Origin of the sequence: Flavobacterium gelatinilyticum, assembly GCF_027111295.1 — a bacterium.
Classification (GTDB): Bacteria; Bacteroidota; Bacteroidia; order Flavobacteriales; family Flavobacteriaceae; genus Flavobacterium; species Flavobacterium gelatinilyticum.
Genome location: NZ_CP114287.1, coordinates 5,671,272 through 5,694,500 on the forward strand (window position 1 = coordinate 5,671,272; position 23,229 = coordinate 5,694,500).

The 23,229-nt window shown below is 39.1% G+C and carries 15 protein-coding genes; 5 read left to right on the plus strand and 10 right to left on the minus strand.

What is annotated here, in order from left to right; genetic code table 11:
- The first annotated feature begins 30 nt into the window (after nucleotides 1-30).
- Nucleotides 31-2,853 carry a M16 family metallopeptidase gene (locus tag OZP11_RS24290; RefSeq protein ID WP_281233073.1) on the plus strand — a complete coding sequence of 941 codons (2,823 nt, stop codon included), beginning with the start codon at nucleotides 31-33 and terminating at the stop codon, nucleotides 2,851-2,853.
- Nucleotides 2,854-3,053: 200 nt separating this feature from the next.
- On the opposite strand, the gene OZP11_RS24295 is transcribed toward OZP11_RS24290, so the two are convergent.
- The 10 genes from OZP11_RS24295 to OZP11_RS24340 form a co-directional block, all read right to left on the minus strand.
- Complete coding sequence (locus OZP11_RS24295) at nucleotides 3,054-5,000, minus strand: glycoside hydrolase family 97 protein (RefSeq protein ID WP_281233074.1); 1,947 nt, start codon at nucleotides 4,998-5,000, stop codon at nucleotides 3,054-3,056.
- Between the two features lie 333 nt (nucleotides 5,001-5,333).
- Nucleotides 5,334-6,182 carry a porin family protein gene (locus OZP11_RS24300; RefSeq protein WP_281233075.1) on the minus strand — a complete coding sequence of 283 codons (849 nt, stop codon included), beginning with the start codon at nucleotides 6,180-6,182 and terminating at the stop codon, nucleotides 5,334-5,336.
- 48 nt (nucleotides 6,183-6,230) lie between these two features.
- The gene (locus tag OZP11_RS24305; RefSeq protein ID WP_281233076.1) at nucleotides 6,231-14,738 is read right to left on the minus strand and encodes a T9SS type A sorting domain-containing protein; all 8,508 of its coding nucleotides are present in this window, start codon (nucleotides 14,736-14,738) and stop codon (nucleotides 6,231-6,233) included.
- A gap of 17 nt (nucleotides 14,739-14,755) precedes the next feature.
- The gene (locus OZP11_RS24310) at nucleotides 14,756-15,694 is read right to left on the minus strand and encodes a formyltransferase family protein (RefSeq protein WP_281233077.1); all 939 of its coding nucleotides are present in this window, start codon (nucleotides 15,692-15,694) and stop codon (nucleotides 14,756-14,758) included.
- The gene (locus tag OZP11_RS24315) at nucleotides 15,691-16,821 is read right to left on the minus strand and encodes an ABC transporter substrate-binding protein (protein ID WP_281233078.1); all 1,131 of its coding nucleotides are present in this window, start codon (nucleotides 16,819-16,821) and stop codon (nucleotides 15,691-15,693) included. The genes OZP11_RS24310 and OZP11_RS24315 overlap by 4 nt, the downstream gene beginning before the upstream one ends.
- A 61-nt stretch (nucleotides 16,822-16,882) precedes the next feature.
- Nucleotides 16,883-17,422, minus strand: coding sequence for a phage tail protein (locus OZP11_RS24320; RefSeq protein WP_281233079.1), 540 nt, complete (start codon nucleotides 17,420-17,422; stop codon nucleotides 16,883-16,885).
- Between the two features lie 14 nt (nucleotides 17,423-17,436).
- On the minus strand, nucleotides 17,437-17,979 hold the full coding sequence (locus tag OZP11_RS24325) for a phage tail protein (protein WP_281233080.1): 543 nt from the start codon (nucleotides 17,977-17,979) through the stop codon (nucleotides 17,437-17,439).
- A gap of 55 nt (nucleotides 17,980-18,034) precedes the next feature.
- Nucleotides 18,035-18,577, minus strand: a complete 543-nt coding sequence (locus tag OZP11_RS24330; RefSeq protein WP_281233081.1) for a phage tail protein — start codon at nucleotides 18,575-18,577, stop codon at nucleotides 18,035-18,037.
- A 545-nt stretch (nucleotides 18,578-19,122) separates the two neighbouring features.
- Nucleotides 19,123-20,028, minus strand: coding sequence for a carbohydrate kinase family protein (locus tag OZP11_RS24335; protein WP_281233082.1), 906 nt, complete (start codon nucleotides 20,026-20,028; stop codon nucleotides 19,123-19,125).
- Nucleotides 20,029-20,231: 203 nt separating this feature from the next.
- Nucleotides 20,232-20,615: a winged helix-turn-helix transcriptional regulator gene (locus tag OZP11_RS24340; RefSeq protein WP_281233083.1), complete on the minus strand. Its 384-nt coding sequence runs from the start codon at nucleotides 20,613-20,615 to the stop codon at nucleotides 20,232-20,234.
- A 271-nt stretch (nucleotides 20,616-20,886) separates the two neighbouring features.
- Between OZP11_RS24340 and OZP11_RS24345 the strand changes: the two genes are divergently transcribed.
- The 4 genes from OZP11_RS24345 to OZP11_RS24360 all read left to right on the plus strand — a co-directional run bounded on the left by OZP11_RS24345 (nucleotide 20,887) and on the right by OZP11_RS24360 (nucleotide 23,167).
- Entirely contained in the window at nucleotides 20,887-21,288 is a 402-nt protein-coding gene (locus OZP11_RS24345; protein WP_281233084.1) for an OB-fold protein, read from the plus strand.
- Between the two features lie 4 nt (nucleotides 21,289-21,292).
- Entirely contained in the window at nucleotides 21,293-22,135 is an 843-nt protein-coding gene (locus tag OZP11_RS24350; RefSeq protein ID WP_281233085.1) for a DUF5777 family beta-barrel protein, read from the plus strand.
- A 109-nt stretch (nucleotides 22,136-22,244) separates the two neighbouring features.
- Nucleotides 22,245-22,613 carry a cytochrome c gene (locus OZP11_RS24355; RefSeq protein WP_281233086.1) on the plus strand — a complete coding sequence of 123 codons (369 nt, stop codon included), beginning with the start codon at nucleotides 22,245-22,247 and terminating at the stop codon, nucleotides 22,611-22,613.
- Nucleotides 22,614-22,615: 2 nt separating this feature from the next.
- Nucleotides 22,616-23,167 (plus strand): YceI family protein, encoded by a 552-nt coding sequence (locus tag OZP11_RS24360; protein ID WP_281233087.1) that lies wholly within the window; start codon nucleotides 22,616-22,618, stop codon nucleotides 23,165-23,167.
- Nucleotides 23,168-23,229: the final 62 nt, after the last annotated feature.

Genomic DNA, 23,229 nt, shown 5'->3' on the forward strand with positions numbered 1-23,229 from the left:
CTCAACTATAAAAAAATATAACCAACAAAAATGAAAATATTCCAATCAAAATACTGGCTTTTAGTCCTTTTTATAGGATTCAAAAGCACTGCCCAGTTTTCGACCACGATTCCGCTGAGCAAAGATGTCGTTTCCGGAAAATTAAAAAACGGAATGAAATACTATGTCCTTCATAATGAATGGCCAAAAGACCGTGTCTGCTTTTATTTTGCCCAAAACGTTGGGGCGATTTTAGAAAATGACGACCAGAACGGACTGGCGCATTTCCTGGAACACATGGCTTTTAACGGTACACAAAATTTTGAAGGAAAAGGCATTATCGATATGCTGGAGAAAAAAGGAGTACGTTTTGGTGCCGATATTAATGCTTATACAGCGCAGGACCAAACGGTTTACAATTTAAGCAACGTGCCGTCGACAGATGCTAAACTGATAGATTCCTGCCTTTTGGCATTGCATGACTGGTCTGGTTTTCTGTTACTGAAAGATGCAGAAATCGATGCAGAGCGCGGTGTAATCAGAGAAGAATGGCGTACCAGAAGAAATTCAGATTTTAGATTACGTCTTGAAACGGATAAAGTATTGTACAAAGGTTCCAAATATGCAAAACGTGATGTAATTGGTGATTTAAACATCATTAATACTTTTGATTATCAGGTTTTAAGGGATTATTATAAAAAATGGTACCGTCCGGATTTGCAAGCCGTGATTGTAGTGGGAGATATTGACCCGAAAGAAATCGAAAAGAAGATTATCGAAACTTTTTCTTCTATCGAAATGCCTAAAAAACCTGCACAGCGTTATTACGTTTCGGTTCCAAAAAACAAAGGAATGGAATATGTGCTGGCAAAAGATAAAGAAGCTCAGGAAACCAATGTTGTATTGTATTACAAAAAAGATTTTGATAAGGTAAAAAACAATGAAACAATCAGAAGAGATTTGGTTACTAATCTGTGTACCGATATGATCAACAGACGTTATCAGGAATTTATCCAGAACAACGAAACTTCTGTTTTAAAAATGGGAACGGGATCGTCTGAAGTTTCAAGACTGACAGATTCGCATTATTTGTACGTAACGCCAAAAAATAATAAGACTAAAGAAGGTTTCAGGGAAATGATGATTGAAACCGAAAGAGCAGTTCGTTACGGATTTACTCAAAAAGAACTGGACCGAAACAAAGAAGGTGTTTTGAGTTTTTATGAAAATGTGCTTCAGAATAAAGATAAAATTGATAATGATGAATTTTCAGAAGAACTGGTTAATCATTTCCTAAAAGCAGCTCCTTTTGAAAGTATTGAAACACAATACGAGAACATTAAAACGAGACTGTCATCCATTACTCTTGCTGATGTAAACCAGGCGGTAAAAAAAATACAGACAGTTGATAATGTTGTTATGACGGTTACGGGACCGGATAAAAGCGATGTGGTTTATCCATCAAAAGCAGATTATGAGGCGATTATTGCAGCTGTTAAAAAAATGCCTCTTGAAAAATACAAAGAGTCAGATACGGATCAGCCTTTGATTAAAGAAGAATTAAAAGGTTCTAAAGCCGAAAAGGAAACGGCTGTTGAAGGAATTGCAGGAGCTAAAAGTTATGTTTTGAGCAATGGTGCCAAAATCGTATTGTACCCGACAACACTGGCAAAAGATGAAGTATTGTTTTCTGCGTTTAGTTTTGGAGGAAGTTCGTTAATTAAAACCGAAGATATTCCTTCGGCACAAATTGCGGTAAGTCTGGTAGAAAGTTCTGGTTTAGGCGCTTTTAAAAGCACTGATTTAAGTGATAAATTAAACGGAAAAATTGCAAATGTTAAACCGTATATTACAGAACTGACAGAAGGTTTTAAAGGTTCAAGCAACCAAAAAGATTTCGAAACCTTGTTACAGCTTACATACCTGTATTTTGAAGAACCAAGGTTTGATAAAGATTCGTATTCGAGAATGGTAACGAATTTCAGCAATTCATTAGAAAATGCAATGAATACAAATCCGAAGGTATTTCAGGACACGATTTCGCAGCTGAATTACAATCGCAACAAAAGAGTGCCTTTGATTAATGAAGATTTTATTAAACAACTGAGTTTCGAAAAAGCATCTGAATTGTACAAACAGAGAATTCAAAATGCTGCCGATTTTACTTTTGTTTTCACCGGAAATCTTCCGGAGAATGCGCTTTCTTTAATTGAAAAATATATTGGAAGCATTTCATCAGATATCAATAAAAAAGAAAATTTTACAGACAATCATCTTGAACCTGCAAAAGGGACTTCGAAACAATTATTAGTTCGTGAGATGAATGTACCAAAAGCGAGTGTTTATATCCGATTTGTAAATCAGTTCCCATACACCTACAAAAATGTTTTCACGCTTCATATTTTATCTGAATTATTATCGAAGAAATATCTGGATTTAATTCGTGAAGAAGAGGGCGGAAGCTACGGTGTTCATGTAGGATCGGGCGTAAGCAAACTGCCGTCTGACGAATATTCGATGACGATTAACTTTGACAGTGATCCTGAAAAAGAAGAAAAACTAACCAAAATTGTATACGAGCAGATTGCTTTAATACAGAAAAACGGTGCAAAAGAAGAAGATATTCAGTCGATTAAAAATACAGTTTTGAAATCAAGAGCAGAAAAAGTTATGACTAACGGATTCTGGCTGGGAAGTCTTAATAATATGATGCTGAATAACGAAACGTTTAAAGATGATGCGATTTATAAGAAAACCTTAAATGAAATCACTGCAGCAGATTTAAAAGCTTTTGCGAAACAGTTTTTTACCAAACCAAGTACGGTTGAAGTTATTATGAAATCAAAACCGGAAGGCGTTGCGCCACAATATTAAAAACCTTGGTTTTTCATTCATTTTTAGAAGTATTTTGAATTAGTAAGCTTATACAACTAACTTGAAAAACCTAAAGAGGCTGTCTTAGACAGCCTCTTTTTTTGTTTATAATTTATCCGAATTTAATGTGAAATGTTTTATGCCGTCTGCATTTGTCTCATATGGATTGTATAAAATGAATCCGAATGTTAAATGAATATCTACGGCATAAAAATCACTGTACCTCCATTTGGCGAAAGCTCCAGGGTGAAACTCGTATTTTTATCAAATTTTTTGGTACTGAATTTAGAATCTGCACCTTCACCATCTGATATAATAGACACTTCTTTGTTTTTAAGCATAGGCAGATCAATCGTAATGCTTTTTGCTTTATTCTCACCGTTTATTGCGGCGATGTACCATTTTGTATTTTTTCGGCGTGCAATGACACTGTATTTCCCCGGATAGCCGTCGATAAAACGGGTTTCATCCCAAACGGTCGGCACATTTTTAAGATAATCAAATAAATACGCTGGTTTTTCTTTTAGGTTTTCCGGTACTAATCCCCAATGCTGAACGGGAGAAAAGAAAACTACTGCGGTTGCCATTTCAAAAGCGTCTGTAGTTCTTCGGATTGTACCTTTATTAGGATCACGGTGTAAGCGTTTGTTCAGGAAAACCGGGCCAAAATCCATTGCAGAAACCGTATTTCGGGTAAAAGGGTAAACCGTTGCTGTTGAAGGATAGCGGTCGCTGAATCCCTGCTGGAAAACCAGATTTTCTGAAGCAAGAACGGCTTCGCTGGTCATGAAATTAGGATACATTCTTTCCCATCCGCGCGGCAGGGTAGTGCCGTGAAAATTGATGTTCAGACCAAATTCGGCAGCATCGGTTAATATATCGTGGTACAATTGCATGGTTACCTGTTTGTCACCGCCAAAGAAATCTATTTTTAAACCTTTTACTCCAATTTGCTGCAGCCATTTCATTTCTTCACGTCGGGCTTCAGGTGTGTTCATTCGGTTTTTTGGACCTTGGGGCGCATTGTTCCAGTTTCCGTTAGAGTTATACCATAATAAAACGCCCACATTTTTTGATTTGGCGTACTGAACCAGTTCGGCTAATTTTTCTTTTCCAATCTGAACATCCCAAAGCGCATCAATTAGAATGAATTCACATTTTAAATCGGCTGCAAGATCAATAAAAGTTTTCTGGTCGTTGTAATTACAGCTTTCGTCCTGCCATACAATCCAGCTCCAGCTGGCACGACCGGTTTCAAATACTTTAGCAGATTTTACAATTGGTTTGACCACATCTGTTGAAGCGGTTGATTCTACAATTGGTTTTAAAGTCCGGCCTAATGTAATGGTTTTCCATGAAGTCTGCATAGGAAACGGGGCAGAAGCAGTTGCAGCACCTATGCTGTTGTTTTCTCCTTCCTGTGGAAAAGCAACCCTGTAAGTTCCGTCAGCTTCGGCATCGCTTAATCGGGTTCCCACATAATTGCCGCCAACGCCGGTTTCAGATAGTAACAGCCAGCCTTTATCGCCTAAATGAAAAAGAGCCGGAAAAGTATACCCCAGTCCGTATTGCGATTTAGTTCCTATGGGTTCTTCTCTTGTATATTCTTCTTCATAAGAAGGTTTGGTTTTCTCCCAGCCGCTTAAAGGGGGAGCCTGCGGGGTGATAAAAGTTGTTGTACCTGCGGGAAGTTTAAATCCTGTTATTTCTTTTTCGATAGTGCCTGCACCGTTGTGTTTTTTTGTTTTGGGAAGTAGGTAACTAAATGTCGCATCGGTATTGGAAATCCTGAAAATGACCTGTAAAGTATCGTTTGATGCATTTGTAAAATGGCATGTAAGTTCGTTGGCTTTATAATTAACCTGACTGACTTTGGAACGGTTAAGGGTATAGGATTCCTGAATTTTAGTGGTTTTAGAGCCAATGAGTTTTAGGTCTTTTGTAAAGTCTCCTGCTGTACTCAAAAGTCCTAACGGCGATTGATTGAGAAATTCATCTTTTTGATAAAACAGGGAATAATAAGGGCTTCCGTTAGTGACGGAAATTTCAAGTTTGATATTTTTATCAGGACTAAAGGCTGATACGGTCTGCGCCTGCGTAGAATAGGTGAGGGCGGAGACAAAAAGGCTGATAAGCAATTTTCTCATGTTTGTGGTTTTTTGGTTATTAGTAAAGTATTCAAAAATCAATGTCAATATCAATATCAATGTCAAGAATCAATTTGAAATTTTAAGATCGTAATGTTTTGGTCCTGCGTGGTGGTGGTGAGAAGAATTCCTTCGGAATATTTAATTTAGTGCCTTCGCGGTAAAACTGTTGATATAAGTGTAAAAATAACACTATTTTGAATACTACTTGATAAAAACATCCAAAAGGCCTTGATTTTTATGATACTAAATGAGAATTTCCCTTCTTTAAAAACAAAAAAAGAGCTGTTTGATTAGAACAGCTCTTTTTCGTATAAAAATAGTACGTTATACTTAATTCATAGCAAACCTAAGTTTCAGACCATACGAAACCAGTCTCATATTTCTTGCCACACCAGAATCATAAATGCTGTTATAAGACAATACTACAGGAAGTTCCGGATTGTACTGAACAAGTTGTTTGTTATCGCTTTTGTCGTAGATATTGTTCAAACCGTACTCAAAATAAACACCAAAATAAATGGAGTTTGTTTTTCCGATAGCTTGTTTTAAACCTGTTTCGATAAAAGCAGAATAAGAAACTTTTGTATCAAGATCTTCTTTACGGGTTTCGATATTGTTTGTGCTGGCAAAACCGGCAAAAGCAGGATTGAACAATTCTACATTATACTGCGGATAATACCCGCTTGTAGTCAGATTTCCTATTTTAGTCTGATAACTGCCACTTGCCGCAATACCAATTTTGGCACCACCGCCAATAAAGAATTGAGAAGTACCCGGAGTTTCAAACTGAATTCCGATTGGGATATTGATATAGCTCAGTTTTTGTTCTTCTCTTAAATTAGTGGCTTTGTATCTAAACTGAAATGATTCATTTTCGGCATCGACAGCGCCATACTGACCTGAAGTAAAGCCGAATTTAGTATCGGTGCTGTATGTCTGGTACTCTACACCAACACCAACACTTAGCCCTTCGTTAAGGTAATACATATAACGAAGTCCCGCGCTAACACCATTTCCAGGAACAGTTTTTCCAGCCGACGTAGAGTTTACAAACGAAAAAGGACCTCCAATCGAAATCGAAAACTCTTGCTTTTTATCCTGACCATATGTATAGCAGGATGCTAAAAGCACTGTGATCATGATAAGTGATGTTTTACAGTTGTTTATATATTTTTTCATCTTATTTTATATTATGCCAGTACTAAAAAATAGTACTGGCAGATTTATTTATTTTACAATCACTTTGAAAGATTTTGTAACGTTTGGAGTTTGAAGAACAACCAAAAACATATTACCATCAGCTGTTTGAGGCAATTGAATTTCAGTTTGTGCTGTAGAAGACTTCACAGTTTTTACCAATTGTCCTGCAACATTGTAAAGACTGATCTCCATGTTGTCTAATTCTTCCTGAGGGAAATCAGCATCGATAGTAACTACTTTACCTACAGCAACAGGGTTAGGATAAATTCTTGCCTGAAGTGTGTTGGTTGGTAAAACTTTTGCAGTACATGTTTGAAGAACTTTTCCGTCTGCAGTGGTCATTTTCACCATGTAATCAGCAGTTGGATCCAGTACGTTTCCTTGAGTTTCTCCGGCAGAATAGTACTGACCAGTTCCAATCAATTGCCCGTTTTTAAACCATTGGTATGCTGTAAACTGATAACCTCCGTTTGTATTAGGGTTATTATTTACTATAAGCACATTGTTGAATTTAACCTGAACAATATCAAAGAATCCAAACGGTTTTTCAACTGTAAGAGTATACGTTGCAGATGCGCTTCCATCCTGAGATGTAATGTTTACATCCTGAGTATAGATTCCCGGTTTAGGAGTCTGAATTGTAAAATTAGGAGCTGGTGTAATAATCGCATTTGATTCATTTACAACAGAAACATTTGGATTTGTTTCGCCGCAAGCTAATAAATGATAAATCACTTTAGCAGGGTTTTCGAAAATTTTGTTTCCGATAGTAATTCTGGCAACGTCGATGTTGTTGTTTAGGATTACTAATAATCTGGAAACCTCATCGGCAGGAAGATAGTTGTTATCTCCTTCCTGGTGTGCTGTAATTAGTATTTCACCAGAAGTAAGCATCGTTACTTCACCATCAGCAGAAACAGTAGCTGGTGCCTGAGGTGAATCAAAAGTAGAGGTATACGTTACCGCTAATCCTGAACTTGATGTTGCATCCAGATCAAATGTATTGTTTACTCCAAGAGTTTTTACTGGAATAGCATCAAATGTAATCTGCTGTGGTGCTTTATTTATAATCAAATCTGCAGTAAGAACTAGTACTGAACAATTTGGTGATGTTGCAGCAGGTGTAATAGTTGCAGTGATTTGATAAGTTCCTGCATTTACAGCTCCGTTATTTGCTGAATACGCTACAGTAGCTCCGGCAGGAAGATTCTCAACCTCAGCTGAATGTGCAGTTCCGTCATAAGTAAAGACTGCATTATTGAACGTTACAGCTTCAAGAGGTGATTCTGATACTACTACTGTCTGATTTTGACTAGAAGTATTTCCGTTTCCGTCATCATAAGTCCATGTAATTGTATACGTTCCTGCAGCAGTATAGTTTAGCGGATCTGTGGTAGTTCCGTTAATAGTTCCTGCGCAGGTATCTGTTGCGGTTGGAATCGCAATTTCGGCAGCTAAAACAGAACAAAATCCTGTAATTTGAGGTAAATTGGCAACAGTTGGTACTGGTGCAGTTGTATCATCAGCTACTCCTATAGTAATAGTTTGAGTTGCAGTACATCCGTTAGCATCTGTAATAGTTACCGTATAAATTCCTGCAGTTAATCCTGTTGCTGTATCGGCAGTTCCTCCAGATGGAGACCATGAGTAAGTGTATGGAGCCATTCCTCCTGTAACAACTACAGCAGCAGTTCCGTCATTAGAACCAGGACAAGAAACATCAGTTCCTGTTATTGTTCCTATAAGTAGTGCAGGTTGTGCGATTGCAATAGTTTGAGTTGCAGTACATCCGTTAGCATCTGTAATAGTTACTGTAAAAGTTCCTGCAGCTAATCCGGCTGCAGTTGCAGCTGTTCCTCCATAAGGAGCCCATGAGTACGTATAAGCACCTGTTCCTCCTGTAACGGTTGCAGTTGCAGTTCCGTTAACACCTCCGTTACAAGAAACATCTGTTTTAGAAACAGTTGCAGCAAGAACAGCAGGCTCATTAATAGTGATGGTTAATGAAGAAAAACATCCGTTAGCATCTGTAACGGTTGCAATATAATCACCCGCAGCTAATCCTGAAACCGCAGAAGTTGTTTCACCAGAGTGTAACCATGAGTAAGTATAAGCTCCGGTACCTCCTGTTACAGTTAAAGCAATAGATCCGTTAGAATCTCCGTTACAAGTAACATTTGTTGTTACAGCAGTTACATCTATAGCAGTTGGCTGAGCAATAGTAACGTTTTCAGTTGCAGTACATCCGTTTGCATCTGTTACAGTAACTGTATAAATTCCCGCAGTTAATCCTGTTGCAGTTGCAGCAGTTCCTCCAGATGGAGCCCAAGAATATGTATATCCTGCAGTTCCTCCTGAAACGCTTACTGTAGCACTTCCGTCTGATCCTAAATTACAAGTAACATCAGTATGAGAAATGGCTGCAGTTAAAGCAGTTGGTTCTGCGATTGTTACGCTTTGTGTTCCTGTACATCCATTAGCATCTGTAATAGTTACCGTATAAATTCCTGCAGCTAATCCGCTTGCAGTTTCAGCAGTTCCTCCAGATGGAGCCCATGAATAGGTATATGCTCCTGTACCTCCTGCAGCAGTAACTGTTGCAGATCCGTCAGCTAATCCGTTACAAGTAACATCTGTCTGAACAATTGATGCCGTGATAGCAGCCGGCTCGATAATAATAATATCCTGTGTACCGGTACATCCGTTAGCATCTGTAATAGTTACTGTAAAAGTTCCTGCAGCTAATCCAGTTGCAGTAGCAGCAGTTCCTCCATAAGGAGCCCATGAGTACGTATAAGCACCTGTTCCCCCGGTAACGGTTACTGTTGCAGTTCCGTTAACCCCTCCGTTACAAGAAATATCTGTTTTAGAAGGTGTAGCAATGATTGCATCCGGTTCTGTTATTGTAATAGTTTCTGTTGCTGTACATAAGTTAGCATCGGTTACGGTTACAGTATAAATTCCTGCAGTTAATCCAGTTGCAGTAGCAGAAGTTCCTCCTGCTGGAGCCCATGAGTATGTATAAGAACCTGTTCCGCCTGTAACACTCACTGTTGCAGATCCGTTTGATCCCTGATTACAAGTTACATTAGTTTGTGATGGCGAAATTGCGATAGCGCTTGGTTCTGATATAGTAAAGTTTTTCACAATTGAACATCCGTTTCCGGCTGTAATTGTTACAGAGTAATTACCAGCAGTTAATCCGGTTGCAGTATCTGCAGTTCCTCCAGATGGTGACCAAACATAAGTGAATGGACCAACAGCACCTGATGGCACCACAGAGGCAGATCCGGTGTTTCCTCCATTACATAAAACATCAGTTTGAGATGTTGTGGCAACTAATGTATTAGTAGTGCCTATTGTGAAGTTTTTAGTTATTGTACATCCGTTAGCATCTGTAATGACTACAGAATAGTTTCCGGCAGTTAATCCGGTTGCAGCAGCTGTCGTTTGTCCGTCAGACCATAAGTAAGAATAAGGAGTTGTGCCGCCGTTTGGTGTAACTTCTGCTTCTCCTCCTGTAGAGCAAGTAGCATCTGTTTGAGATGTAACAGCATCTAATACTGCAGGTTCAGTAAGCATGAAGTTTGCTGTAGCTACACATCCGTTACCGTCTGTAATAAGAACAGAATAGTTGCCTACTGAAAGACCAGTTGCAGTTGCAGCTGTTCCTCCAGATGGAGACCATACATAAGTATATGTTCCCGTTCCTCCGCTTGCAGTCACTGTAGCACTTCCTGTAGAAGTACCGTTACAAAGAACATTTGTTTGTGATTGAGTATAACCTACTGGTGCATTTTCATTAATTGTTACAGATTCCTGATAAACACATCCATTTGCGTCCTCGATAGTTACTGTAAAAGTTCCTGCAGCTAAGCCTGTTGCAGTAGCAGCAGTTCCTCCGTATGGAGCCCATGAATAAGTATAAGGGAAAGTTGCTCCTGTTGCTGTAATAGTGGCAGTACCATTTACTCCTCCATTACAAGAAACATCTGTTTTTGTGAAAGTCGCTGCAAATTGAGCAGGAGAGCCAACAGTTACATTTTCAGTAAGTGTACATCCGTTAGCATCTGTAATAGTTACGGTATAAGGACCTGCCTCAAGACCTATTGCAGTAGAAGCAGTTCCTCCGTAAGGAGCCCATGAATAGGTATATCCTAATGTTCCTCCTGAAACAGATACTGTTGCAGTTCCGTTAGCACCTCCAAAACAGCTAACAGGTGTAGATGAAGAAGTTACACTAAGTGGAGCAGAAGGTTCAGTAATAGTGAAAGCTTGTGTTGCTGTACAAGAATTTACATCTGTTATTGTTACAACATATGTTCCTGCCGATAATCCTATTGCAGTAGATGCTGTTCCTCCAGATGGAGCCCATGAATAGGTATAAGTACCTGTTCCTCCTGATGCAGTTACAGAAGCAGATCCGGTAGCATCTCCATAACAAGCTATATTTGTCTGGGCCACAGGAATTGCAGTTAATACCGCAGGTTCTGTAATAGTGAATGATTCAGTAGCCTGGCAGTTGTTTGCATCTGTAATAGTTACAGTATACGTTCCTGCCGTTAATCCTGTTGCAGTAGACGCTGTTCCTCCAGATGGAGCCCATGCATAAGTATAAGTTCCTGTTCCTCCTGTAACCGTTACAGAAGCAGAACCAGTTGGAGTGCCATTACAAAGAATATTAGTTTGTGATGGTGTTACTGAAAGAGCATCAGGTTGTGTAATTTCAAAATCAAGAGTACTGCTGCAGTTGTAAGCATCTGTTACGGTAACCGTAAAGGTTCCTGCTGAAAGACCTGTTGCAGTTGCATTTGTTCCTCCGTAAGGAGCCCAGGAATAGGTATAACCCGGAGTTCCGCCTGAGACAGATACTGTTGCAGTTCCGTTTGCACCATTGTTACAGCTTACATTAGTTAAACTAGCTTGAGATAATGCTAATGCAGAAGGTTCTGAAATAGTAAAACTAGCTGTTGTCTGACATGAATTTGCATCTGTAATTGTTACATCGTAATTACCTGGTGCAAGATTAGAGATAGAAGATGTTGTGGCAGAATTTGACCACAAATAAGTATAAGGTGTTGATCCTCCTGACGGTGTTACACTTAGTGAACCGTTTGCGGCACCGTTACAAGCTATGTTAACTTGTGTAGACGCATAATTGATAGTTGGTACAGTTAAAACAGCCGCTGAAGAAGTAGCCGGCGGTGAACAAATTCCGGCCGCTACAACTCGGTAAGAATAATTATTCATTCCAGCAGTTGCTCCGGTGATAGTCAATGAAGCTGTTGTTGCTCCGGAATAAACACCACCGTTTGTAATATTGCCAAAACCGGCACCCTCATTTACTTGCCATTGATATCCTCCTTGATTTACAGCAGCTGCAGACAACGTTACATTTGAGCCGATACAAGCCGTAACCGAAGCAGGATTTGTGATAATTTGAGGAGCAGAGTTTATTGTAAGTGTAGCTTCATTTGATGTAGCTGCCGGAAGACATACTCCGTTTACGATAAGTTGGTATTTAAATCCATTCAGACTTGCTGCAGCATTAGTAATAGTAAGTGTTGCTGTAGTTTCTCCTGAGTAAGGCGCTCCTGGAGGAACATCAGCGTAACCAAATCCTTGGTTTACCTGCCATCGGTAGCTCGCAGCATTGTCTGCTGTAACAGCAAATATTGTATTTTCACCTTCACAGATTGTACTGCTTGCCGGCTGTGCCGTAATTGCAGGAGCCGAGTTAACAGTAAGTACTGCGTTGTTTGATGTTGCACTAGGTGTACATGTTCCATTAGCTGCTACATGATATAAGAAACCGTTCATAGATGCAGTAGCTCCTGTAATGGTAAGTGTTGAGCCGGTTGCACCGCTATATACACCACCGTTAGTGATAGGGTTAAAGCCGGCACCATCATTAACATACCACTGATATCCGGTTGCACTGCTTGCGGCAACAGTAAAAGTCGCATTTCCTCCTGCACAGGTAGTACCCGCAGTTGGCTGTGACGTAATAGCCGGAGACGGGTTTACAGTAAGTGTAACATCATTTGATGTAGCAGCAGGAGTACATGATCCGCTTGCTACAACTCTGTAGGTAAATCCGTTCATAGCAACAGGTGCTCCTGTTATAGTAAGAGTTCCTGTAGTTGCGCCGCTGTAAACACCTCCGTCAGAGACGCTGGCGAAGCCTAATCCTTCGTTAACATACCATTGATATCCTGAAGCGTTAGAAGCTACAGCAGAAAATGCAGTATTAGCTCCATTACAGATTGAACTGTTAGATGGCTGTGATGTAATAGCCGGAGCAGAGTTTACAGTAAGCGCTGCATTGTTTGATGTTGCAGCGGGCGAACATGTTCCTGAAGCTGCTAATCTGTATAAAAATCCATTCATTGCAGCAGTTGCATTAGTGATAGCAAGAGTTGCTGTTGCTGCTCCGGAATAAATAGAATTATCTGTAATCGGAGTAAAACCTGAACCGGTGCCATTATTTACTTCCCACTGATATGTTGTTGTATTTGCAGCAGTGGCAGCAAATGTAGTATTTTCTCCTGAACAAATTGTAGAACTGGATGGTTGCGCTGTAATAGCCGGAGCCGAATTCACAGTAAGTGCAACATTGTTCGATATTGCATCAGGAGTACAAGATCCTGTCGCAACTAAGTGATAAAGAAATCCATTCATACCGGCAGTTGCTCCGGTAATACTAAGTGTTGCTGTTGTTGCACCTGAATAAATTGCATTATCAGTAATAGGAATAAAACCTAATCCCTGATTAACTTCCCATCTATAACCTCCTGTAGCATTCGATGCTGTGGCTGCAAAGGTTGTATTTCCTCCTGAACAAATTGTAGAACTGGATGGCTGTGTTACAATAGCCGGAGCTGGAGTAACAGTTCCTGTAACGGCTACATTTTGAGTTACCGCAGTTGGTGATGAAAATGTAATATTTCCTGCCGGAGTACCAGTTGCTGTATTTGCAAGTCTTACATATATAGTGGTAGCAGATAAATTACCGTTTTGTGGAGTCAACGTAATATTATCTGAATAATTAACTGCATCTGTAGAAATTTCAAACCCGGTAGGAGCATCTGCAAAAACGTTAGCTGTTAAATTGCCTCCCGAAACAGTAAAGTTCTGTGTTGTTGATACTCCCCCGGTACAAGATGTAAAAGGGTTTAGAGAAGTAGTAGATACAATAATTCCTGCTGGCTGCGTAATGGTTACCGTTTGTGTGGTACTACAGCCGCCAAGACCATTAGGAGTGCTGTCTGTAATAGTAACAGTATAAGTTCCTGCGCTAAGGTTACTTGCACCGGAACCCGTTCCTCCAGATGGTGACCACGAATAAAAATACGGTGTTGTACCCCCTGAAACTGTTAGCGTTGCTGCACCGTTGTTTCCTCCATAAATACTTACATTACTTTGAGACTGTATTAAAGAGGTTAAAGGAGCCGGAACACTTGCTATAGCTGCATTTGAAGTTACAGATCCTGAACCTGTTACTATAACGCGATATGAATTTCCCGACATACTCGAAGTAATACCGGTAATGTTTAATGTTGCAGTAAATGCACCTGAATAAGGCGCTGTGTTTGTGAGGTTAACAAAACCAGACCCATCATGTGTATCAACCTGCCATTGATAAGAAGATACAGTACCGCCTGCAACTACAGAAAATGATGTATTGCTGCCGGAACACACAGTTTTGCTTAATGGCTGTGTAGTAATTGTGGTTGGTGCGGCTAAGAATGGTGCTCCCGAAGGCATCGAAATAGTTGTCTGTGACAAAGTCCAGTTACCCTGAGTCATTAGAGAAGTTCTAAGATTTGCAGCATTGTTTACTGGAGCACCGCTGCCAATATTAAATTTACCTGCACTTGGCTGATCAGTTCCTCCCGGATAAAAAGCACTCGTTCCTCCTACAAGACCCGGAGGCATAGTTGAACCATTGGTCCCGTCAGCACATGCAGCATCATCCCATCCTGATTGTGTTGTTCCTTCTGGACATATGTAATAGTGCAGACCGCCGATTAAAAGAGCGCCAGGTCCGGTAACAATATCGCCCCCACCCTGAAAAGCAATGATCTGATCTCCAAAAGCGGATAAGTTCAATCCATTGGGCATAGTACCGTCAGTACGGGTTACAGTACCATTCGGAGTTCTGCTGCTGGTACCAATATCATAAGTAAAAGCTTGTAAGCCCTTCACAATAATCTCTGTTCCGGCCGGAATTATACTAGCTCCGGTAACCCATTTAACAGTACCTTCAGATGGATTTGTTGTTGACCAGGCACCTAAGTCAGAATATCCTCTGTCTGTAAAGTTGATCGTGGTGCCTCCATTAAGAGCTACAAGGCAGACAAATGAAAATTCATCACCGTCAGCCGCAGGATAATTGGAATCGAATCCGGTGAATATAAGCTGTCCGACCGTAAGATTGGTCGCTTGGGAGTTACCTAAGTAACTCTGCAAAAATATCCCTAAAAACAAGGCGATATTTAAGAACTTTTTGATTTGTGAGTAAAAATGTTTCATAATTAAGATTAGTTAAATTATAGAGTGGCAAATTGTTCGCCGTTTTTAATGCCAAAAGCGAGCAGTTTGTGCCCACTCATAAATCCTTCGTCAGTATAAACTGTATTAATACGGAGCTGTGTATTGTTGTAACACTGAATAATCAGTCCGTTGTTTTCATTTATCTCGAGAATCGTGCCCGGGGCTCTTGGACGATCTGTTAAGGTATTGGTTAAGGAAACTTCCAGAATTCGTATATTTAAACCATTCCATTGTGTATAAGCTCCTTTGTTCCACGGATTACAGGCATTTACCAAAGCCTGAATCGATTTTGAATCCTGATTTTCCCACTGAATCGTAACATCGGTAATGGTGGGTTTCTTGTAATAACTTGCCAGAGATTCATCCTGAATTGTGCCTTTATCGTTATTGTGCAATAATGTAAAGAGTTCAGGTAAAATATAAGAAGCCAGATAAGACAAATTAGTGCAAAGCATTCCGTGAGTCAGATCTGTATGAAGAGGCAGTGTCTTTTTCAGGATTATTTTTCCTTTATCGATTTCTTTTTCAACCGCGTGAACAGAAATTCCGGTTTCTTGTTTTTGTTTTCTGATAGATTCAAAAACAGGATCAGAACCGCGCATTTCAGGTAATAATCCATAATGAAAATTATAAAAAACATTGGGCCTTTTCTCCAGAATATCTTCGGGGATTTTCCATGGAAAAGTCATCGTGAAGATATTTTTCAGATTCGGGATTTTTATAATTTCTTCCAGTTGAATTTTGAGCTTAGCATTTTCAAACCATATTAAGCCAATGCCGGTTTTAGCGGCAAAAAGCGAACAGAAAGCTTTTACATCTTCATTATTCACAGGAACTCCTATTGTATGAAGTCTTCCCATGCTGTGTAATGTTTGTATAGCCGGAAAAGCCAGACGGTTATTACATAAAACTACTATGTCGCGTGTTGGATTCATGACTCTAAACAGGCATAAGAATTAAACCAGGATGCAGAAGTAGTTTCTTTAATAGCAAGAATATGATGATGCAGACGTTCACGTTCTTCGGCTAGATCATGCGCTTCAGTTATATTTTCTAAGCGGCAATTTCCGGTTTCTTCATTTTTTGTTACCGTTGCATAGTACACCGGTGCCTCAGAAGATCGGGTATTTGGATTCATGTATACTTTTCCTCTTGGAGAATCAATCACGGCACCGTCTAATGATGAACCATTCAGGGCATCAATAAACAAAGCAGCTTCCCATCCAAGCAGCGAAAAAACATTTGCTTTTTGCTCTTTAATATTGGTCATTACCGCAACAAAATCTTCATTTTCTTTATTCGAAGTACTTGCAGACCATGGCACGGCACAACTCCAGTTATATCCCGGATATGGTATTTTACTTATCCAGAGTTCTTCGGCAGTAAAACCGCTTCCGTATGTTTTGCGGGAAGCCACATTTTTTAGTTTTGCCGATTCTCTAAAGAAATCTTCGGCCATATCGCCGCAGAATGAGGTAAATAACGATGCATCCTGATTTTCTTCAAGAAACTGTTCCAAAGGCTGTAAATTAATATCGGCACGCTGTAAAGGCGTTACATGAGTATAATTAACAGTTCCTCCTTTATCCTCAACAGCAGTCGAAAATGTATAAGGAGCTCGGTAGCCGGCATCATAAAAAGAACAGGTAAAAGCAAAATTATTTTGACCTTCATCAAAAGCTTTACGTACAATGGCGCGGGAGCAGAGAGCACCTTCCAAAGAAATAAAATACACGTTAGATAATATTTTATCAAAAGTCTGAAAATGATAACCGCTGTCTAAAACAAGCAGTAATTTGCCCGCACTTTCAAAAATAGGCTGTATAAATTCGGCTGTTAGAGGATTTACATAGGCAATTATAATATCTGTACCATTTAGTAAAAGCTGTTCACAGCAGTCGTGAATTTCTTTATCGTTCCCGCCAACACCAATGCCGGCCGTTACGATTTCATGATTTTCGCTGGTTCCTAATTTTTTAAGTGCAGATTTAAATCCGTCCATTATATCAAAGGACAGCGATGGATAAATGACAGATCTTGGTAAGAGTAAAGCTATTTTCATAAAGTTTAAATGCTGTTTTAAAAAAATGCCCATCAACAAAAAAGTCAATGGGCTGGTAATATTAGTTCCTGGAAGGAAAAATCCCCTGGATACAGATAATATAATTCATGCCTAAATACGGCTGTTGAATAGACAATGGCTGGCTTCCTCCCGCATTTCCTACTGTTACCACAGGTGTAATTGTTTTCAAAGAACCGTTCGCAGGCTTCGTAGAATACAGATTATTCAGCGAAGCAAGATATGCGTTTTCGGCTGCTCCAGTACTTCCCTGGTCTGACAATCCTTTTAAGGTATAAGTTCCCTGTGCTGAATGGGTATGAGGCGGCATATTGGAGATAAGTACAGTATAAGTAGGAGTTCCAAGAAGGGTTCCCATTTGCAGGGACTGAATACCTGCTGTTACACCGGTTCCTGCAGGAATTCGGCCTCTAAAATCCGGTAAAGCAAAAGTACTTACACCATTTCCTCCGTATGTGGTGCCTAAAAGGCTGAATAAAGCCTGATTTGAATTAATAGCTAATTGCTGTCCGTAACAATAAGCCCATGTTCTTGGAGCAAAATTTGCGGCAAATAGTCTGATTTCTGACATTGTTCCTTCCATAATTGTGGTTTTTGTTAGTTTCTACTTGGGAAAATGCCTTCTAGGCAAATAATATAATTCGTTACTAGATAAGGCTGGATGATATCGATAGGGGTACTGCTTCCGGCAATAGAAACCGCTACTGTTGAAGTTCCGGATTTCAATTTACTGTCTGCTGTTTCAGATGTATACGCTAAGGCATTACCTGCCAGTACGGCATTTGCCGGTGCTCCAGTATTACCAGTGTCATTGTAAACAGGTACAGAAACTGTACTGCCTGCAGAAATGTGCGTGTGAATAGGCATTTGAGCACTACTCATTACAACCGTTTCTGTTCCTCCAACCTGTCCTAGTAGTATTAGCGGCAGTCCCGGACCGGTTCCTGTACCTACCGGAACACGACCCTGCAGGTTAGGAATATTAAATGTAGTTATCCCGTCACCTCCGTATGTTGTGCCAATTAATACGTACAAAGCCTGATAACTGGCAATGCTAAGTTGTGCTCCATTGCAAATTGCCCAGCCAAGAGGTGGAAAATTTCCTGCAAATAGGCGGATTTCGCTTATATATCCTTCCATGTTTTAATTTTTTAGATTTGACTTTACTTATAAAATTTGAATAACAAATGCGTTTTTAAGAACGCGGTGGAAATAAACCATATAAACAGATAATGTAGTTCATACCAATTGTAGGCTGCATTAACGAAATAGGATTCTGTCCTGTACCGGCACTTGCCAGAGCTATGTTATAAGTAACAGGTTTCATTATGTCATCTCCTTCAGTACTGGTGTACATCTTATTTTTCGAAGCAAGGATATTACCGTCAGGAGTATTAAGATTTCCCGTGTCTGAATAAGCAGGAATTGAAAAAACCGAAGTAACAGGATGATTATGAGCTGCCAGCTCGGCAACTGTTAATTGATGATTATTATTGCCTCCCTGCTGTCCTATAGCGTAGGAAGATAATCCGGGAGCGGTACCGGCTCCTATCGCTGCACGTCCGGCAAAGTTAGGAAGTTGAAATGTAGTCGATCCGTTGCCTCCATACGTAGTGCCGATAAGAGCAAAAAGAGGAGTGTTAGATTGAACTGCGATTATCTGTCCGTTGCAATAAGTCCAGTTTCTGGGAGCGAAACCTGCAGCAAAATGACGAATTTCTCCAATGTATCCATCCATAGTTTTCTAATTAATAGTTAATGTTAGTTATAGGTTTTATTGCTGTTTTGCCAGATCTGGTTACAATTAAAAAATTAATCCGGCATTTGTAAGTATTTACTAAAGTACTGTATATAAATGTTTTAAAAACAGGTGTTTTTACGTGTTTTTATGAAAAGTAGGATGTAATCACGTTTTTTAACAGGTTTGTGATGCTATTACCTACATTTTGAAAAACAGTGTTAAAAGCCTTTTTTTCAGTTTTAAAAGTAGATATCTGCTGGGTTTACGGAGAAAAATATGTTACGAAACGGATTTTTATTGTCATGAAATCCCTTTTGCAGAACATGTAATTTTTAGAAACTTCTCATTTAAGATATATCAGATAATTTTTTTGACAGAAAATAAGAAGCGTATTATTTTTGAAGAGAAACAACAAAGTAATGTTTAGAAAATGTTCTAAATAGAAAAGCCGGACATTTTCTAAATTATAGAAATATCCGGCTTTCAAATTAGGCAGTACCTACAGAAATGTTTCAAAAAGAAAACACGTCCAGAAAGGTATATTATTTTTGATTCTCTTTTCTGAAAAGCTCAAACTCAGAAAGAGTATAATCAGGACAGGCCCCTTTTTTAGAAGTAATAAAAGCACCAAGGGCAACCGCCTGATTTAAAATTTCGACATCAGCAGCACCAATAATTCGTTTGGATAAAAAACCCGCCAGAAACGAATCACCGCTTCCTACAGTATCCTCTACGGTAATAGATACAGCCGGAGCTTCAAATTTAGCATTTCCGTTATAATACAAAGCACCTTTGCTTCCTTTACTGATTAAAACTTCTTTCACATCAAACTGATCCTGTACATAATGCACCGCATCATCTTCGTCAATATAACTTTTGCCTAAAAATTCAAGAATAAGCTTTAATTCAGCTTTATTCATTTTTACAATGTCGGCTTTTTTCAAAAGATCGTTTATAATAGGAATAGAGTAGTGAGGCGGACGAAGGTTAACATCGAATACTTTCAATTGGGCACTTTCCAAAAGCTGAAACAATGTATTTCTGGAAGTTTCGTTTCGGGTAATAAGGCTTCCAAAAACAAAAGCCGATGCCTCGCTGACTTTTTTAGGATAATCTTCGCGAGGGTGGATATAATCCCACGCAACAGGTTTTAGAATATCATAATGTGCCTCGTTATGTTCGTCGATATGAGCGATTACCGTTCCGGTAGAATATTCCAGATCAATCTGACTGTCATCAATAGGAATGTTCCAGTTTTTTAACTGCGCCATGAGGTCATCGCCCAGTTTGTCATTACCAACACGGCTTATCATGTGCGAATCAATTCCCATTCTCATTAAATTGTAGGCTACATTAAAAGGCGCTCCCCCGGCACGGGCTCCTTCGGGAAAAATATCCCATAAAACTTCTCCATAACAATACACCGAGTTTTTTATCTCTTCTTTCATGCTGTTTTAATTTTATTCTAAAGCCGTAAACGCTTTAAAATGTGGTATTTTAATTTCGTATCCCTAAGATAGAAATAAAAAAAGGAGTGGGAAAGTTTTTTTTGAAGGGACAAAGGGGCGAAGTTGCAGAGAAACGAAGTTTCGAAGACTTAAAAAAACTTTGAAACTTTGTTCCTCTGTACCTCTGTTACTTTTTTAGGAACCTACTCATTTCGAAGCTTATTACGATGCTGAATTCCAAAATCGCGCAAAGCCAGAATAATCGGTTTTACAGACCAGCTGTACTCCGTTAGTTCATATTCAATTCTGACGGTGGCTTCATTGTAAATCTTCTTTTCAACAAAACCGTTCAGTTCCATTTCTTTAAGCTGATGCGCCAGAACTTTAGAAGTAATTTTTGGGATTTCCTTCATGATCTCGCCAAATCTTCTGTTGCCTTCCATTAAAGCAATCGTAATGGGTACGCGCCATTTTCCGTTGATTACATAAATGGCATCCATGATAGGAACCACCTCTGTTTTACATCGTAAAATCCTCTCGATTCTGGTTTCTGTGCCTTGCACAATCTCGTTGTTTGTTGTTGTCATTGGGTTAAAATTTGGGGGTTAGTTACCTAAAAGTAAGTAGTTACTTTCAGGTAAGTATTCAATTTGCAAGGATAAAAGTATATATTTTTGTTTTGACACCTTCATAATTTTTTATTATAAAAATTTATTTGATAATAATTAAAGATAATAAACAACAGTTTTGTTTAAGGTTTTGTTTTGACTCTTAAACAGTTAGTTATTAGAAAACTTAAATAATCATATTTTATTATCAGGAAGATGAAAATTTCCCACAACCCCAAACTACTATTATATGAAGAAAATCAAAATTGCATCAGCAGTTACTTTAGTGCTGATTTCTGCCGGTATCTATTTGTACAACGGTGTTCTGTTTAAATCGGCACGGGATATACAATCCGAAGAAGCCTCTGTTACAATCGAAGCCAAAAAACTAGCTTCAGAATATGCTTCAAATCCTCAGAAAGCAGATTCCTTATACCTGAATAAAACCATCGAAATAACCGGACTGATAACCAAAGAAACCGACTCGGTTCTGGTGCTCGAAAATGCGGTGTTTTGTCTCTTAAACAAAAAAGAAAAAGTAAACCCTGAAGCCGGCAAAGTCGTGGTAAAAGGCAAATGTATTGGGTATGACGAACTTTTTGAGGAAGTGAAACTAGATCAGTGTACAATTAATAAACCAAATAAAGAATGATTTTATGAAGAAAATCCTAGTCCCAATTTTCCTTTTCCTGACTGCAATGACCTACGCTCAGGACGACCTGCTAAACAGTCTCGATTCTGTCCAGACTGAAGAAAACTACAGCACTGCCACTTTTAAAGCTTTACAGCTGGTAACGCTGCAGACAACCAAAATGCCCGCAAAAAAAGAGTTCTATTTTGTAGTTTCGCACCGTTTTGGAACCGTTAAAGATGGTCTTGACAGCTTCTTCGGGCTCGATAATGCCACAACCAAACTGGGCGGTATTTACGGTGTGACCGACTGGCTTGCTGTAAGCTTGTCCAGACATACACTGAATAAAATGTACGAAACCGGATTAAAATACCGTGTGGCCAGACAAAGCAATAATTTTCCGGTTGACATTGCAGGATACAGCGTTGCCGATATCAATACTTTTTTAGAAAAAGATCAATATCCGGGTCTTGAATTTAAACACCGTTTAACCTACGTACAGCAAATCCTGATTTCCAGAAAAATAAACGAAAGATTATCATTAGAACTTGTTCCGTCATTTGTACACAAGAACCTGTATAATCCTGATATTGAAAACGACAACCAGTTTTCTTTTGGCGGAGGCGGTCGTTTTAAACTCACCAAAAGACTTTCTGTAAACTTAGAATACATGCACAATTTTGATAAACCGGATTTTTACAAAAATCCGTTATCTGTTGGTTTGGATGTCGAAACAGGCGGACACGTATTCCAGCTTTTATTTACCAATTCGCAGTCTATGAGCGAGAGCGGGTATCTCACCAATGCTTCCGGAGATTGGGGCAAAGGCGATTTCTTCTTCGGATTTAACTTATACAGAGTATTCTAGAACCCGTTTGATGTAATTGAACAAGATAATTTAATACATAAAACAGAGATTAGATTCTAAGGTATCTCTTTATGTGTTACAAAAAGCACCACACCAAAAATATATTATTATGAAAAAATTACTGGCACTTAGCATATTATTAGCCGTTTTTGCAAGTTGCGGCGATGCAGATACTTATGAAGATATCGAAAACAAATCTGAAGTACCGGACCCTGGAACAGATCCTGTTGCGATGACGTATACAAAAAATGTAAAACCTATTATCGATGCCAATTGTATAGGCTGCCACCGTGCGGGTTCTTCAAGAGCTTTAACCACTTACGCTCAGGTAAAAGCATCAGTTGAAAGCGGCGCATTGCTGGCACGTATTCAGTTACAAACCGGACAGCAGGGAATTATGCCTCAGGCCGGAAGAATGGCGCAGACCAATATTGACGTAATTGTAAAATGGAACGCAGACGGACTTAAAGAAAATTAATTATGAAAAAATCGCTTGTAACAACTTTGATTATACTCATTTTTATGAGTAGTGCGAATGTGTTTTCGCAAAGATTAATAACTAAAACAGGAAATGTAAAATTTCAGGCTTCAATGCCCACTTATGAAGAAGTGGCAGCAGAAAACAAAACCGCATCGGCTGTTTTGGAATCTTCAACCGGAGATCTCGCAGCTTTGATCCTTATAAAAGGCTTTCGTTTTAAAACAGCTTTAATGGAAGAACATTTTAATGAAAATTATATGGAATCTGAAAAGTTTTCGAAAGCGGTTTTTAAAGGAAAAATAACAGATTTTGATGAATCTAAAATAACCGCTTCGGTTAAAAACTTCACAATAAAAGGAGACCTGACCATTCACGGAATAACAAAACCGGTTTCGACTATTGTGAAAATTTCTAAGACCTCAAACGGAATTAATTTGAATGGTTCGTTTGAAGTGAAACCGGAAGATTTTGATATTGAGATTCCGTCTTTGGTCAGAAAGAAAATTGCCGACAAAGTAAAAGTCACGTATGTTTTTCCTTTAGCAAAATAATACAGTTGTACTAAACGAATCTTTTATTAAGTTCATAAGATCAGTGCATTAAAGCAATGTAT